We start from the raw sequence: 14,290 nt of genomic DNA, 5'->3' as shown, positions 1-14,290 counted from the left end.
GGCCGACATGGCTTTTGCAGGACCGATTGAGGATCGCCTCGCGATCCGGGAGCTGGTGGAAACCTACTCCCACGGTGTCATGACCAAGGATGCCGAACTCTGGGGCTCGACCTGGGCCGACGATGCCTATTGGGCGCTGCCGGAGTTTCCGGGGCTCGACGGGTTCGACGGCAAGGCGGCCATCGTCGCCGGCTGGGTCGAATCGATGAAGGTCTATGGGCTCGAAAACTGCACCAAGCCGATGATCTATGTCTCCACCCCGGGCGAAATCGCGGTGGATGGCGACCGCGCGAGCGCCATTGTCTATACCTCGGAAATCTTTCAGGATCCGGAATCAGGCAAGACCCTGCGGGTGCGCGGCCGCTACGCCGATGAACTGAGCAAGGCGACCGGCCGCTGGCTCTTCACGCGCCGCGAATATCGGGTGATGCACATGGCGAGCGAGGGCTGATCAGCGGGAGACCGCTCTCGGATCAGGGAGCGTCGATGCATGTTCCTCGACCGTGAACGCCCGGTTGCGCGAGCGGTCGAAGAAGCGTTCCTCGTCGGCGATGATGCGGTCCATGATCTCGGGCGGTTGCATCGCCGCGAAGCAGGCATCCATTGTCGCCTGATCGGGGAAGTCGATTTCCAGCACGACATCGAAGTCATGATCCTGGTCGGTGCCGTCTACCGGATGAAGGAAACGCCGGACATAGCGACTGGCATAGCCTGACAGCACCTCCTCGCCGATGCGGCGGTGACGGGTCTCGTAATAGGCGATGAAGTCGGCTTTGCTCATGCCGCTCCGGCGCTTGAGCAGGGTGATCAGCGTCACGGTCATTGCAGAACCTTCAGCCATGCGCGAGTCGCCTGCGCGGTGATTCGCGCGCGGTCGGCGGGATCGGGAAAGGTCTCGCGAAGGGCCTTGGAGCGAAGCTCGATGCTGAGCGGAATGCCGGCCGGCAGCGCGTGGTAAAGCGCGCCGAGCGGCAGTGCGCCCGCGCCGCACTGCTCGCGAAGGTCGATCGCGTCGGTGATCACCGCATCGAAATCGGCCGGATCGGGCCGCGCGGCGGGCGCGTCACAGAACTGGGCATAGGGCAGCAGCGCAGGGTCGATATCCGCGATGGCATCGATCGCGCTTCGCGACCGGTCGACATGGACCGGGTCGATCAGCAACGCACGCAAGGGATGACCGACATCGTCGAGTATCGCCAGTGCGGCAGCAAGATTCTTCACCTCGGTGAAAATGCCGAATTCCAGCGCGATGCGCATGCCGCTGCCCTCGGCATGGCGGCACAGTGCGGCCAGTTCGGCGACGGTGGCCGACCTGTCGGAATGCGAGGACACGCAAAGCATGTGCGCCGCGCCGAGGTCCGCGCCGATGTCGATGATGCGGCGATGATCGCCCAGCGCGGCATCGGGCTTCAGCCAGGCGACCTCCACGTCGAGGACGGGAAGCCCCTCGTCGGCGAGCGCCGCGCGAATCTCCCGCGTCGTCTCGGCCGTCCATTGCGCCGGCTCGACCCAGAGGCCCACGGCGTCGAACCCGCCCGCGGCTGCGGCGCGCACGGTGTCGAGCGGGCCGAACTCGGGCACTACGCCCGAGGCAAGCGAGATGGGGTTCACACGCCTGCCCTTACATCGTCGGCTCGGGCGCCGACGGATCATCCTCCAGATACCAGTTCAGCCACTCGTGGAAGAACTGGTTGCCCCGCTCGTTGCGGCCGAAGACGATCTCGTCATGCGCGCCGCTTTCCAGGCCCTTCTGGATTTCAAGCCCGATGACATAATCCTCCTGATAGGTGACGTCGCGGAAGAAGTTGATCATCGTCTCGACAGCCGCCCGATCCTCCTCGTCGCGCACGGGTTCCCGGCGCAGATAGTTGAGGACGGTGCGATTGCGGTCGGGCGTCGGCCCGGGGAACAGTTGCGCCACCTGCGTGATCTCCGGCGCGACGAAGATCGAGACATTGGGGAAGAAGATCCGCACGAAGTCGTAGCCGTTGTTCTCCTGAGCGCCCCAGTCGCTGCGCGGAAGGCCGCGAAGCGCTTCCGAGATGTGCCGCTGCGGGAAGCCGATACGCATGTTCGGCCCGAAGCCTTCGAAATGCATGCGGTTGGACGGCGTGCGCGGGTGAATGGTGTCGGCATGGAGCGACGCGAAATGATAGCCTTCCAGATAGCCGTCGAACGCGATCTTCCAGTTCGCGCCTTCGATCGTGCGCGCGCCCAGAAAAGTCCAGTTGCCGAAGTCGAGCGCTTCGAAGTCCTCCAGATAGCCCCGGAAATAACCGTCGAGGTCGATCGGCGCATTGGGCGTCAGGCAGACGAAGATCATGCCTGCCCGCTCCTCGCACGGCAGTTCGGTTAGGCCGCGCTCGGCCTTGTTGACGTCGCCGAACGTGCTTGCCTCCGCGACAGCGATCAGCCGGCCGTCCTGACCGAAGGTCCAGCTGTGGTATTTGCAGGTGAAGCGCGCGCAATTGCCGTGCCCTTCCGGCGCGACGGGGGCGCCACGGTGCGAGCAGACGTTGAGGAAGGCGCGGACCTTGCCCGCCTTGTCGCGGTTGATAAGGATGGGCAGGCCGACAGCCTCCATCGCCTTGTAATCGCCGGGGTTCGGCAGCTCCGCCGTGAAGGCGAGCATCAGCGGCACGCGCTTGAAGACCAGCTCCATCTCGGCGCGCCACTGGTCCTTGCTGGTGTAGCTTTCGGTGGGTACCGACATCGTCTTGTCGCCGGCGAAGGTCCGGTTGTTCTCGACATAGTCGAGCATGATCTCGGCCACATTGCCTAGCTGTTTGACGCGGTCCATGTAACTCTCCTCATTGGCTTTGTGGCCATGTCGCCACAGCGGAACGAGGGGCACAAGCTGCAAGAGATGATAGGTGCCTGCCTTTTTGGCCAATTGGCGGATGCAGCACGGACGGGCAGGAATCGGGCATGAACGAGAGGAAGAAAACGCCGTGGGACTGGCTGCCCGTGCCGGCACCGCATCTTGAGCGCTTTGCCCGCGCGGGGCTTTGGGACGAGCGGACGATTGCCGATCAGGCGCATGCGCTGGCGGCGGACGATCCCGACGCCGTGGCGATCGTCGATGGCGACCGCGTGATCACGCGCGCGGCGCTGCTCGCCGACGCCGAGGCGCTGGCGACGGCGCTGTACGACAGGGGGTTGCGCCCCGGCGACGTCATCGCCTTCCAGCTACCGAACTGGCACGAGGCTGCGGTCGTAAATCTGGCGGCAGCGCTCGGCGGGATGATCGTCAACCCGATCGTGCCGATCTACCGCGATCATGAGGTATCGCTGATGGTCGGCGACTGCGGCGCGCGGGCGCTGTTCGTGCCGACGACCTTCCGCAAGTTCGATTTCGCTTCCATGGCCGCCCGCATCCGCGACACCATCCCCGGCTTCGACCATGTCTTCACCGTCCGCGGCGATGGTCCCGACGATTATGCGGCGCTGCTCGCCGAGGGACGGGGGAGGCCCTTCGCACGCCCCTCGGTCGATCCGCTCGGCGTCAAGATGGTCCTCTACACCTCGGGCACGACGGGGCGGCCCAAGGGCGTGCTTCACAGCCATGTCTCGATCCAGCGCATCCTTCGCGAGAGCGCGCGGCACTGGGAACTGCGCGCCGGGGAGGGCACGCTGATGCCGTCGCCGGTGACTCACATCTCCGGCTATGCCAATGGCCTTGAAGCGCCGCTGGTCTGCCAGACCCGCGCCGTCCTGATGGAAAGCTGGGATGCAAAGGTCGCGCTGGCGCTGATCGACCGCCACGGCCTCGTCGGCACGGTAGCGGCGACGCCGTTCCTGGTCGAACTGGCGGCGGCGGCGCGGGAGGCCGGCAACCGGCTGCCGACGTTCCGCTTCTTCGCCTGTGGCGGGGCGGCCGTTCCTGCCGAGCTCATCCCGGCCGCGAACGCGGCATTCGAGAATTGCCGCGCCTTCCGTGTGTTCGGCGCGTCGGAAGTGCCGCTGGTGACATTCGGCTGGCCGCGCGATCCGCAGCTCGCCGCGACGACCGACGGCGAGATCGTCGACTATGACGTGCGCATCGTCGATGCCGGGGACCGCGACCTGCCCGACGGGCAGGAGGGGGAAATACTGGCGCGCGGTCCCGGCATGATGCTCGGCTATGCCGACGAGGCGCAGACGCGCGAGGCGATCACCAGCGACGGCTATTTCCGCACCGGCGACGTTGGCGTGCGGACGCCTGAAGGTGCGCTGACCATCACCGGGCGCAAGAAGGACCTGATCATCCGGGGCGGCGAGAATATCTCCGCCAAGGAGATCGAGGACGTGCTCCACAGCCATCCTTCGGTACGCGAGGCCAGCGTGGTGGCCATGCCCCACGAGCGCCTCGGCGAAGGCGTCTGCGCGTTCGTGATCGCGGGAGAGGTTGAGCCGGAGGCGGAGACGCTGGCGGCGCACGTCCGGGCAAGCGGGCTGGCCCCTCAGAAAATCCCCGAGCGCTTCGTATTCGTTGCCGACTTTCCCCGCACCGCGTCCGGAAAGGTGCGCAAGGATCTGCTGAGGGCGGCCGCGAGAGAGGCATCGCAGCGCTAATCCGCGCCGCCATTAAACGGTGGCGGCAAATCCGATCAGCGCGCATGCGGAGCACAGCACGCCAATGCGCAGCCAGGACGCTGGCTCCCCCAGGACGGTGATCGCGACTATGATCGTGCAAGCGGCACGAGTGCGACCATGATGATGGCACGAAGCGGCAGCTGATCGACCATATTCAGGCTCCTTTGGCTGCGCGGGCGATTGACTGCTCGATTTCCGCCTTGGACGGGTTGCGGCGCAGCGTCAGACCGCCGTTCACCTGCAGGTTTTCGCCCGTCATGAAGCATTCGTCGCTGGCGAGGAACACCGCCGCCGCCGCAATGTCCTCCGACGTGCCGATCCGGCCCAGCGGATAGCCTGGCAGGAACGCCTCGAAGACACCCGGCACGGTCTTCGCCTCCGCTGTCATCGGGGTGTCGGTCAGGCCGGGCGAGATCGAGTTGGCGCGGATGCCCTCTTCGCCGAACTCGTTGGCGATGCAGCGGATGACGTGATCGATCCCCGCCTTGGTGCCCATATAGGCCGCGTGGTCGTCGAGCATGATGGTAGCCGTCGCCGAACTGATCGTCAGTATCGATCCGCCACGCCCGCCCATGCTGCGCGCCATCTTGCGGATCATGGCCTGGAAGAAGTGGAACGGACCGACGAACTGCAGCGCGGTCATCGCCATCAGGTCTTCGTGGCTATTGTCGAGAAACGGCTTGAGCAAGCCCCAGCCGGTGGCGTTAAGCGCAATGTCGATGCCGCCCAGCCGGCCGGCCGAGGTGTCCGCCAGCGCGTTGACGCTCGCCTCATCGGTCAGGTCGCAAGAGGCCCACTCGCAGCCATGAGCGTCCGCGAAATCCCGAAGTACGTCTTCCTTGCGTCCCGAGACCAGCACGCGCGCGCCTTCGGCCAGGAAGCGCCGGGCAATGCACTGGCCCATGTTGTCGACGCCCGACGCGCCCAGAACGACAGCGGACTTTCCTTGCAAGCGGCCCATGATGTATTCTCCCTTGTGCAGGCCATCAGGGCTATCATGTCCGACACCGCTCCTGTTCCTGACCAAAAGAGGAGTGGCTGCATCCGTCCCGCGCCTTCAGACAGGAGCGTGAGAAGCCATACCCGGAGAGCATGACCATGGATTTGGGACTGAAAGGCAAGAAAGTCATTCTGACGGGCGGGAGCCGCGGCATCGGCCGGGCGACCGCGGAACTGTTCGCGGCCGAAGGCGCCGACATCGCCTTCTGCTCGCGCAACGCCGATCAGGTGGCCGAGGCGGCGGATGCCATGTCGGTGCATGGCGGCAAGGTGATCGGCGAGCCCTTCGACATGGAGGCGGGCCACGATGCCTATCGCGCCTGGCTAAGCGCGGCGGCGGAGAAGCTCGGCGGCTGCGACATCTTCGTGCCGATGATCTCGACCTCGGGCGCGGGCGCGACCGGTGACTGGCATAAGACGCTGGACTTCGACATCATGGGCGCGGTGATCGGCGTCGAGGTGCTGGAGCCGTATCTGGAGAAGTCCGATGCTGCCTCGGTCGTCATCATCGCGTCGACCGCGGGGCTTGAAACCTTCCTCGTGCCGCAGGGCTATAATGCACTGAAGGGCGCGCTCATCGTCTATGCCGGACAGCTGAGCCAGGCGCTCGGCCCGAAGGGCGTCCGCGTGAACAGCGTGTCGCCCGGCCCGATCAAGTTCCCCGGCGGCAACTGGGAAGCGATCAAGGGCGCCATGCCCGAGCTTTACAACGCAACGGAAGCACAGTTCGCGCTGGGCCGCTGGGGCGGGCCGGAGGAGGTCGCCAAGACGATCGTGTTTCTCGCCAGCCCGGCATCGTCCTACACCACCGGCACCAACGTCGTGGTCGACGGCGGCTATACCAAGCGGGTCCAGTTCTGACGATCCAGGAGGACGCGATGGGCTTGGGCGTTCAAGGCATTCACCACATCGGCATTTCCGTGCCCGATCTCGCGCGGGCGCGGGTCTTCTTCATCGACCTGCTCGGCGGAGTGGAGGAGGTTCCGCCGCTCAGCTGGCGCGACGATGCCTTCATCGATGCCGTCGTCGGCCTGCCGGGCAGCGCGGCGGATCAATTCATGTGCCGCCTTGGCAACACGCATATCGAGGTGTTCGAATATCATCAGCCGCGGTCGGAGCCGCAGGACCCGGACAGGGGCGTCAACCGCTTTGGTTACACCCATTTCGCGCTTCAGGTGGACGACATCGCCGCCTGTCACGAACGGCTGGTGGGGGCGGGTGTCCGCGTTCATACGCCGCCCGACCTTTCGACGATCACGGTGAACGCCGACGGCAGCAAGTCCGGCTATTGCGCCACCTATTGCCGCGACTGGTTCGGCAATGTCTTCGAGATCATGGAAATCCACGACTCGCCTGAAATAAAGCGGGTCTGACAGCCGACCACCGGCTCCAGCCTGGCGTCGCGCATTACACGATCTTCAGCACCAGCTTGCCCGTATTCGCGCCGCTGAACAGCCGCATGAACGCATCATAGGCGTTTTCCAGGCCGACTTGGACGTCCTCGTCGACGCGCAGCCGCCCCTCGGCCATCCAGCGCGCGATCTCGGCGCCGCCTTCGGCAAATCGCGGCACATAATCTGCGATCAGCATGCCGGTCATGGTGGCGCGCTTCACCAGTACTTGCCAGAGGTTGCGGGCGCCGTGCTTTTCCGGCGCGTTATATTCGCTGATGAGGCCGCACAGCACGATGCGCGCCCGCATCGCCAGGTTCATCAGCTCGGCGTCCAGCACGTCTCCGCCGACATTCTCGAACACGATGTCGGCGCCCTGCGGCGCTTCCTGGGCGATTGACGCCGCCAACTCGGTCACGCTCCTGCCATGATAATCGATAGCTGCGTCGAAACCATAGTGCTCGATCAGCCGCCGGCATTTGTCGGCGCCGCCGGCGATGCCGACGACGCGGCAGCCCTTGATCTTGCCGATCTGGCCGACCATCGATCCCACCGCCCCGGCAGCACCCGAGACGAGCAGAGTCTCGCCCGGCTGCGGCTTGCCGACCTCGAGCAGCCCGAAATAGGCCGTCAGCCCAACCGCGCCCATCGCCGACAGAAAACGCGACGGAGAGTCGACATGGGCCACATCTATGACGCTGGTGAAACCGCCCGGCATTGCCACCGAGTAGTCCTCCAGCGCGTTGAGCCCGAGCACCCACTGACCGGGCGCGAAGTCGGGATTGTCCGAATTGTGCACCACGCCAACGGTCGTCGCGCGCACCGGGTCGCCCAAAGGGATCGGCGGCATGTAGCTGGGAACGTCGTCCATCCACCCACGTTGCGCCGGATCGAGCGAGGCAAAATGGTTGCGGATCACGAAACCGCCGGCGGGCGCCGCCGGAACGGGCTCCTCGACCAGCCGGAAGTCGTCGGGAACGGGCGCGCCCTGTGGCCGGCGACATAATAGAAAGCGACGGTTAACAGTCAATTTCGTGTCCTCGCTGCAACAGTTGCACAGTGAACTGACGATTATGATGCCGCACCTGTAACTAAGTGCAGTTTGGCAGTGATCATCCGTCTCTCATACTGATCTCACAAAAAGAAGTCGGGCCGACGGCCTGTGTGGGAGAGAAGGACATGGCACTTGCTCGTGCGAAATTGATCGCTGTTTGTCTTGCATCGACCGCGCTCGGCGGCGTCGCGATGCCGGCCCTGGCACAGGATGAAACGGCGGGCGCCGACGCAGCACCGTTGAATGACGGCGACATTATCGTGACGGCCCGCCGCCGGTCGGAAACGCTGCAGACGACACCCGTCGCGATCACGGCGGTCAACACCGCGATGCTCGAAGCCAAGGCCGCCGTCAACATCGGCGATTTGCAGGGTGCCGCGCCCGGCCTTCTCATCACGCAGCAGAATTCCGGGGCGCAGGCCGCCAATATATCGATCCGCGGCCTGACCTACGCCGATATTGAAAAGTCGCAGACCCCGACCGTCGGCGTCGTCGTGGACGGCGTCACCATCGGCACCAACACCGGGCAGCTGCAGGATGTGTTCGATATCGAGCAGATCGAGGTGCTGCGCGGGCCGCAGGGCACGCTGTTCGGCGCCAACACGATCGGCGGCGTCATCAGCATCACGCGCACCAAACCCACCATGGAGCCGGGGGCAAAGGCCGAGTTCAGCTATGGCCGCTGGAACACCTGGAGCGGAAAGGCGGTCGTCAACTATGGCGACGGCGACACATGGGGCGTGAAGCTCTTCTATTTCCACAACGAGACCGACGGCTTCTACGACAACGTCATCCGCAACGTCAACGCCGGCTGGAGCAAGGGCGACACCTATGGCGGAAGCGTGCTGTTCAAGCCAGCGGGATCGAATTTCGACGCTCAGTTCACGATTGAAAATGTCGTGCAGAGTTTCGACCCGGTGGTCAGCAACCTCGCCAACAGCAGCGAGGTGTTCTGCGCATTCGAGCCGGCGAACGAGTGCAACCGCAATAACACGACTGATCTCTATACGACGTTCGGCGATGACGCGGAAAGCCACTATCGTGCACCCGATGCCACCTTGCAGATGAATTACGATGCCGGCCTTGTGAATTTCACCTCCATTACAGGATGGCGCCACAGCCGCGAGAAGCAGACCCAGGACTTTGACGGATCATCTACCGACCTTTACTATGTCGATAGGCGCCAGAACTACACCCAGTGGAGCCAGGAGCTACGCGCATCGGGGAATCTCTTCCAAGGGTTCGACTATGTGGTCGGCGCCTATTATTTTCATTCCAAGTATGACCTTACTCAATGGTCGCGTGTGTTCGGTTTCGATCCCACCACGCCGCCCACGCTGTTCGACACCAACGCGCAGCATGTCGAGGGCCGCACGGAAAGCTATGCGTTCTTCGGCGACTTCAACTGGGAGTTTGCCGACAAATTCCGGCTGTCCTTCGGCGGTCGCTGGAGCCACGACAACAAGAAATTGAGCAACGGCTTCGCGGGCGGGCGGCTGATCGATCCCAGCAACGTCAGCGCCGATCAGTTCGTGCCGGTGGGATCGGGTGACGCCAGCTTCAGCAAGTTCACGCCGAAGGTGGGCATCGACTACCGGCCCAACAGCGATATGATGTTCTACGCGAGCTGGTCGCGCGGTTATCGCTCCGGCGGGTTCAGCCCGCGCGCGGCCACGGCCGAGACGGCGAGCACGCCGTTCCAGCCGGAAACGGTGGACGCTTATGAGATCGGCGCGAAGCTGGCGCTGTTCGACCGCAGGCTGGACATCAACCTCGCAGGGTATGTGTCCGACTACAAGAACATGCAGCAGAATCTGACTGTCCCCGGCGGTCCGACGGGCAACCAGACGATCACCGGCAATGTTGCGGGCGGCGCGCTCATCAAGGGTATCGAGATGGATGCCTCGCTCAGGGTCACGCCGGAGCTCAGGATCACCGCCTCGGCCGCCTATATGGACTCGCATTTCCGCGACTTTGTGACCTGCGGCGCCTATGCGGGCGGTCCGGTTGCCTCCAACAGCTGCGGCGTGGGTCTGGTGCCGTTCGACTATTCGGCCAATAATCTCATCTATGCGCCGGAATTCACAAGTTCGCTCAACGCCGACTACTCATTGCCGACGAGCTTCGGCAGGGTCAGCTTGAATGTCGGCTGGAGGCATATCAGCCCCTATGACGAGCAGCTCTCCGCAGCGTCACTCACCCCAGTGACGGACGGTTCGGGCAACGCCACGGCGGTCATCGTCAACGGCAACGATTCGCGCGTGCGCACCACCACGCAGGATCTCGTCGACGTCAGCCTGACGGTAGACTTCACGCTCGACAACGTCGACGCCTATGTCCGCGTGTTCGGCCGCAACCTTACCGATGAGCGCACGACCACCCACGCCTTCACCGTGGCCGGGCTATGGTCTTTCGGCATGGCGCTGGAACCGCGCACCTACGGCGGGACGATCGGCTTCCGTTTCTGAGTTCTCCTGCTGGGAGCGCATTGAGGGCGTCCCGCAATCGGGACGCCCTCACCAATCTGGACAAGGAGTATCGCATGGGAAGGCTGTCGGGGAAGATTGCATTGGTGACGGGAGGCGCGTCGGTGCCCGGCCTTGGCAGCGCGACGGCTATACGCTTCGCGGAAGAAGGTGCGACCGTCCTCATCACCGACATTGACGGCGAAGGCGTCGAACGGATCGCGGCGGACATCCGGGCGAAGGGCGGGAACGCGAGCGCAATGCGCCACGACGTCACCAGCACCGCCGACTGGGATGCGGTGTTCGCATGGATCGCGGGTGATCACGGCCGGCTCGACGTCATCGTCAACAATGCAGGCATCGCCATCCTGCGGGCGATCGCGGACTTCACCGATGCGGAATGGATCAGGCAGAACGACGTCAATCTGAACAGCGTCTATTACGGCACGCAGCGCGCGGTGAAGCTGATGCGCGAGGTGGGGCAGGGCGGTTCCATCATCAACATCTCATCGGTCGCGGGGCTGATCGGCGTGCAGGGCTGCGCGGCCTATGCGGCGGCAAAGGGCGGCGTGCGCTCCTTCTCGAAAGCGGTCGCGCTGGAATGCGCCCGTGACAGGATCCGGGTCAACAGCGTCCATCCGGGCATGATCATGACCAACATCCAGAAGGTCGCGATGGACGACAATCCGGAAATCTTCGAGCAGATTTCGGCGAGCATACCGATGGGCTATTTCGGTGAGCCGATCGACGTCGCGAACATGAACCTGTTCCTCGCGTCGGACGAGAGCCGCTATTGTACGGGAACCGAATTCGTCGTCGACGGCGGCCTCATCACGCAGTAGCCCGCGCAACCCAGCGGATCGCGTTTTCCACCAGCCGGCGGTAGTGCGGATTGTCGTAAGCCGCTGGACCGTCGCCCGGCTGGAGATAGACAAGGCGGCTGTTGATCGCCTGCCGCGTCCAGCCGACAAGGCTCGACCCCATCGGATGGTCCCAGCCGCTGCGGTCGTGCATGCGGCCCGCCACGGCAAGCTCCGCCGACCAGAAATGGTCGCGCGTGAACGTCGCCGACGATCGCAGCAGGGGCGCCACCTCCGCCTCGAACACGGGGCAGAGATACAGCTCGTCGGTGAGTGTGAAGCGCGGCGGCAGCCCGGCGGTCACCGGATGATCGACCAGCACCTCCACATCGTGTGTCACATCATGCGCATAGCCGCTGTCGGGCCAGTCGCGCTCCCGTACCTGCCCGGGATGATAGAGGAAACGACCGCCCAGCCATTCGCCATATTCGGGCCAACTCGGCCAGCCGGCGATCGAATGGTGAAGCGCGACAATGCCCGTGCCCTGCTCCAGCAGCTGGCGAAAGCCCGTGCGCAGCGCATCGGGCGGGTCGACATAGGCCGGCGCATCGTCGGCCGCCTCGAAATCGAGGCCGGGCATGTCGTACAGCACCAGCGCGTCGAAGCCGCGCATCCCTTCAGGGTTCATCAGCCGCGCGGCGGCTGGCTGGTCAACCATCGTCGCGGCGATCCCGTCCATCGCCTGGAAGACCGCGTCGAAGGCGGTGCGGTCGAACGGATGACCGCGCACCGCCACCAGGCAGTTGATCGGCGCATGATGGCGGATGATCGGCATCAGGGGGCCAGCCTGACGATCACCTTGCCGATGTTGCCGCCGCTCAGCATCCGCCCATAGGCGTCAAGGACATTCTCCAGACCCACAGTCTCGTCGAACCGCATCGCCAGGCGGCCCGCGTCCAGCCAGGCGCGGAGCTGCTCGCTCAGTTCAGGGCCGCGATGCAGGAAATCGGGAATGAAGAAGCCCTCGACGCGCAGCCGCCGCATCAGGATCTGGTCGAAGCGGGCAGGGCCGGGCAGCGGCTTGTCTGCAGCATAGCCCGCGACCAGGCCGCAGATCGCGACACGGCCGTAATGCGCCATGTTGGGCAGCATTGCGTCGAGCAGCGGGCCGCCGACATTGTCGAAATAGGCGTTCACGCCTCCGTCGATCCCGGCGAGGACCGCCGCGACATCCTCGTTGCGATAATCGATCGCGACGTCGCAGCCGAGTTCGTCCAGCAGCCACTGCCGTTTTTCAGGGCCACCGGCGATGCCGATCACGCGTGCGCCGAGGTTGTGACCGATCTGGCAGGCAAGGCTGCCGGTCGCACCCGCCGCCGCCGACACGGCGAGCCATTCGCCCGGCTTCACCGCCGCGACCTCGCGCACGCCCACCAGCGCGGTCCAGCCGTTCATGCCGAGCGCGCCGATATGTTCGCGCGGGTCGGCGACGCTTTCGTCCAGCGCTACCATTCCCGCCGTATCCGGCAGCATGGTCGAGTAGGTCGCCCATTGGCCGAAGCCGCGCACCAGCGTCCCATCTTCGAAACGCGGATCGCGGCTCTCGACCACGCGACCGAGCGCGAGGCCGACCATCTTGGACCCAAGCGGCAGGGGCGGCTGATAACCGTCGGTGCGCGGGCTCATCCACATGCGGGTGCCTGAATCCATCGACAGCCAGTCGGCGCGAATGCGCACCTCGCCCGGCCGCAGCGGGGCCAGCGTTTCGGTGCGCAGGCTCAGCGCGTCGACAAAGGCATGGCCGACCGGATGCCTGTCGAGTTGCCAGAAGTAATTAATCGTCATGATCTCTCCTGAGGGGCGCTCGCAGCGTGCGGTCCCGGATGCAGTCGCCGCACCTATTATTTTGGAGAGGGCTAGAGCGGTTTCCGAGCTGATTGAATCGCGAGGGATTCCCAAGCGGCATATTTTCTGATTCATCCGATTTGCCGGTGAGGAGGTCGGCATGGGATGGGTCGAGCCTTGTCTGTGGATTTGCGCGAGCGTGTTTTGGCGGCGGTCGAAGACGGCTTGTCGTGCCGTGCTGCGGCGGCGCGGTTCGGGATCAGCGTGTCGAGCGCAATCCGGTGGCGGCAAAGGCTGCTTGCCAAGGGCTCGGTAGCACCGCGCCCGCAGGGCGGCGACCGCCGTTCGGCGCGGATCGAGGCGCACGGCGATCTCATCCGGGCCGCCATTGCCGAGACGCCCGACATGACGCTCGAAGAGTTGATGGCGATGCTGCGCGGGCACGGTGTGTCGGTGGGGATCGGTACCTTGTGGCGGTTCTTCGACCGGCACGGGATCACGCGTAAAAAAAGACCGCGCACGCCACCGAACAGGACCGGCCCGACATCCTCGCCCGCCGCTGGGACTGGTTCGAGAGCCAGGTCGATCTCGACCCCGACCGACTGATCTTCATCGACGAGACCTGGGCCAGCACGAACATGGCGCGCCGCCACGGTCGCTGCCGCAAGGGCGAGCGGCTGCGCGCGGGCGTTCCGCACGGACACTGGAAGACGACGACGTTCGTGGCAGGCCTCAGGAACACGGGCATGGTCGCGCCGATGGTGCTCGACGGGCCAATTAACCGCGACGCCTTCACCGCTTATATCACCCAGGTGCTCGTCCCCGAGATCGTCCCCGGCGACATCGTCGTCATGGACAATCTGTCGAGCCATAAGGGCGCCGAGGTGCGCGAGGCCATCGAGGCGGCGGGCGCAACGCTCCTGTTCCTCCCGCCCTACAGCCCCGACTTCAATCCGATCGAAAAAGCATTCTCGAAGCTCAAAGCGCACCTGCGCAAAGCCGCCGAACGCACTATCCACGGCCTCTGGACCGCTATCGGCCGCATCCTCGACCTCTACACCCCGCAAGAATGCGCCAACTATTTCACCGCCTGCGGATACGATGCAGCATGATCGGAAACCGCTCTAGACCTTTGGTGAGGGCGGCAGGGCAGTTGTTCCG

14 protein-coding genes are annotated in these 14,290 nt (G+C 64.7%); 7 read left to right on the top strand and 7 right to left on the bottom strand.

All coding sequences use genetic code 11. The features are described 5' to 3' along the window. Positions 1-7 precede the first annotated feature (7 nt). Complete coding sequence (locus BSL82_RS07535; RefSeq protein WP_072598668.1) at positions 8-451, top strand: nuclear transport factor 2 family protein; 444 nt, start codon at positions 8-10, stop codon at positions 449-451. Here the strand turns inward: BSL82_RS07535 and BSL82_RS07530 are convergent, their stop codons facing one another. Genes BSL82_RS07530 through BSL82_RS07520 form a run of 3 tightly spaced genes read right to left on the bottom strand, consistent with a single transcriptional unit; the run spans position 452 to position 2,800 of the window. Further along, positions 452-841, bottom strand: coding sequence for an EthD domain-containing protein (locus tag BSL82_RS07530; protein ID WP_226998665.1), 390 nt, complete (start codon positions 839-841; stop codon positions 452-454). It lies immediately after the preceding gene. Then, positions 820-1,611 carry a sugar phosphate isomerase/epimerase family protein gene (locus tag BSL82_RS07525; protein WP_072596722.1) on the bottom strand — a complete coding sequence of 264 codons (792 nt, stop codon included), beginning with the start codon at positions 1,609-1,611 and terminating at the stop codon, positions 820-822. Before BSL82_RS07525 ends, BSL82_RS07530 begins: the two co-directional genes overlap by 22 nt. A gap of 10 nt (positions 1,612-1,621) precedes the next feature. Continuing rightward, positions 1,622-2,800, bottom strand: coding sequence for an aromatic ring-hydroxylating oxygenase subunit alpha (locus BSL82_RS07520; RefSeq protein WP_072596721.1), 1,179 nt, complete (start codon positions 2,798-2,800; stop codon positions 1,622-1,624). A gap of 128 nt (positions 2,801-2,928) precedes the next feature. Between BSL82_RS07520 and BSL82_RS07515 the strand changes: the two genes are divergently transcribed. Beyond that, positions 2,929-4,554 carry an AMP-binding protein gene (locus tag BSL82_RS07515; RefSeq protein WP_072596720.1) on the top strand — a complete coding sequence of 542 codons (1,626 nt, stop codon included), beginning with the start codon at positions 2,929-2,931 and terminating at the stop codon, positions 4,552-4,554. 175 nt (positions 4,555-4,729) lie between these two features. On the opposite strand, the gene BSL82_RS07510 is transcribed toward BSL82_RS07515, so the two are convergent. After that, positions 4,730-5,536, bottom strand: coding sequence for an SDR family NAD(P)-dependent oxidoreductase (locus tag BSL82_RS07510; RefSeq protein ID WP_072596719.1), 807 nt, complete (start codon positions 5,534-5,536; stop codon positions 4,730-4,732). 131 nt (positions 5,537-5,667) lie between these two features. Here BSL82_RS07510 and BSL82_RS07505 point away from each other — a divergent pair, with 131 nt between their 5' ends. Together BSL82_RS07505 and BSL82_RS07500 are read left to right on the top strand one after the other, a co-directional pair. Then, positions 5,668-6,435 (top strand): SDR family NAD(P)-dependent oxidoreductase, encoded by a 768-nt coding sequence (locus BSL82_RS07505; RefSeq protein ID WP_226998664.1) that lies wholly within the window; start codon positions 5,668-5,670, stop codon positions 6,433-6,435. 17 nt (positions 6,436-6,452) lie between these two features. After that, a complete protein-coding gene (locus tag BSL82_RS07500) occupies positions 6,453-6,947 on the top strand; it encodes a VOC family protein (RefSeq protein ID WP_072596717.1) in 495 nt (164 codons plus the stop codon). 34 nt (positions 6,948-6,981) lie between these two features. Here the strand turns inward: BSL82_RS07500 and BSL82_RS07495 are convergent, their stop codons facing one another. Further along, positions 6,982-7,995, bottom strand: coding sequence for an NADP-dependent oxidoreductase (locus tag BSL82_RS07495; protein WP_072596716.1), 1,014 nt, complete (start codon positions 7,993-7,995; stop codon positions 6,982-6,984). Between the two features lie 149 nt (positions 7,996-8,144). Between BSL82_RS07495 and BSL82_RS07490 the strand changes: the two genes are divergently transcribed. Both BSL82_RS07490 and BSL82_RS07485 read left to right on the top strand, forming a co-directional pair. After that, on the top strand, positions 8,145-10,487 hold the full coding sequence (locus BSL82_RS07490; RefSeq protein ID WP_072596715.1) for a TonB-dependent receptor: 2,343 nt from the start codon (positions 8,145-8,147) through the stop codon (positions 10,485-10,487). Positions 10,488-10,561: 74 nt separating this feature from the next. Continuing rightward, positions 10,562-11,326, top strand: a complete 765-nt coding sequence (locus BSL82_RS07485; protein ID WP_072596714.1) for an SDR family NAD(P)-dependent oxidoreductase — start codon at positions 10,562-10,564, stop codon at positions 11,324-11,326. Here the strand turns inward: BSL82_RS07485 and BSL82_RS07480 are convergent. Beyond that, positions 11,316-12,119 (bottom strand): ThuA domain-containing protein, encoded by an 804-nt coding sequence (locus BSL82_RS07480; protein WP_072596713.1) that lies wholly within the window; start codon positions 12,117-12,119, stop codon positions 11,316-11,318. The two genes, BSL82_RS07485 and BSL82_RS07480, sit on opposite strands and share 11 nt — an antisense overlap. Further along, positions 12,119-13,129 (bottom strand): NADP-dependent oxidoreductase, encoded by a 1,011-nt coding sequence (locus BSL82_RS07475; protein WP_072596712.1) that lies wholly within the window; start codon positions 13,127-13,129, stop codon positions 12,119-12,121. The genes BSL82_RS07480 and BSL82_RS07475 overlap by 1 nt, the downstream gene beginning before the upstream one ends. Positions 13,130-13,294: 165 nt before the next feature. Here BSL82_RS07475 and BSL82_RS19935 point away from each other — a divergent pair. Then, a protein-coding gene (locus BSL82_RS19935) for an IS630 family transposase (RefSeq protein ID WP_158010658.1) occupies positions 13,295-14,241 on the top strand; the annotation gives its coding sequence in 2 pieces (ribosomal slippage) (positions 13,295-13,643 and positions 13,643-14,241; 948 coding nt in all). Positions 14,242-14,290 lie beyond the last annotated feature (49 nt).

The sequence above is a fragment of the Tardibacter chloracetimidivorans genome (genome assembly GCF_001890385.1).
Lineage (GTDB): Bacteria > Pseudomonadota > Alphaproteobacteria > Sphingomonadales > Sphingomonadaceae > Tardibacter > Tardibacter chloracetimidivorans.
The sequence above is the reverse complement of the archived record's forward strand: the minus strand, read 5'-3'. Positions and strand labels throughout refer to the sequence as shown.

What these genes read in the sequence shown, in the direction of transcription:
- BSL82_RS07535 (WP_072598668.1), top strand. Translation starts at nt 8, where the DNA reads ATGGCTTTTGCAGGACCGATTGAGGATCGCCTCGCGATCCGGGAGCTG.
- BSL82_RS07530 (WP_226998665.1), bottom strand. Translation starts at nt 841, where the DNA reads ATGGCTGAAGGTTCTGCAATGACCGTGACGCTGATCACCCTGCTCAAG.
- BSL82_RS07520 (WP_072596721.1), bottom strand. Translation starts at nt 2,800, where the DNA reads ATGGACCGCGTCAAACAGCTAGGCAATGTGGCCGAGATCATGCTCGAC.
- BSL82_RS07515 (WP_072596720.1), top strand. Translation starts at nt 2,929, where the DNA reads ATGAACGAGAGGAAGAAAACGCCGTGGGACTGGCTGCCCGTGCCGGCA.
- BSL82_RS07510 (WP_072596719.1), bottom strand. Translation starts at nt 5,536, where the DNA reads ATGGGCCGCTTGCAAGGAAAGTCCGCTGTCGTTCTGGGCGCGTCGGGC.
- BSL82_RS07505 (WP_226998664.1), top strand. Translation starts at nt 5,668, where the DNA reads ATGACCATGGATTTGGGACTGAAAGGCAAGAAAGTCATTCTGACGGGC.
- BSL82_RS07500 (WP_072596717.1), top strand. Translation starts at nt 6,453, where the DNA reads ATGGGCTTGGGCGTTCAAGGCATTCACCACATCGGCATTTCCGTGCCC.
- BSL82_RS07490 (WP_072596715.1), top strand. Translation starts at nt 8,145, where the DNA reads ATGGCACTTGCTCGTGCGAAATTGATCGCTGTTTGTCTTGCATCGACC.
- BSL82_RS07485 (WP_072596714.1), top strand. Translation starts at nt 10,562, where the DNA reads ATGGGAAGGCTGTCGGGGAAGATTGCATTGGTGACGGGAGGCGCGTCG.
- BSL82_RS07480 (WP_072596713.1), bottom strand. Translation starts at nt 12,119, where the DNA reads ATGCCGATCATCCGCCATCATGCGCCGATCAACTGCCTGGTGGCGGTG.
- BSL82_RS07475 (WP_072596712.1), bottom strand. Translation starts at nt 13,129, where the DNA reads ATGACGATTAATTACTTCTGGCAACTCGACAGGCATCCGGTCGGCCAT.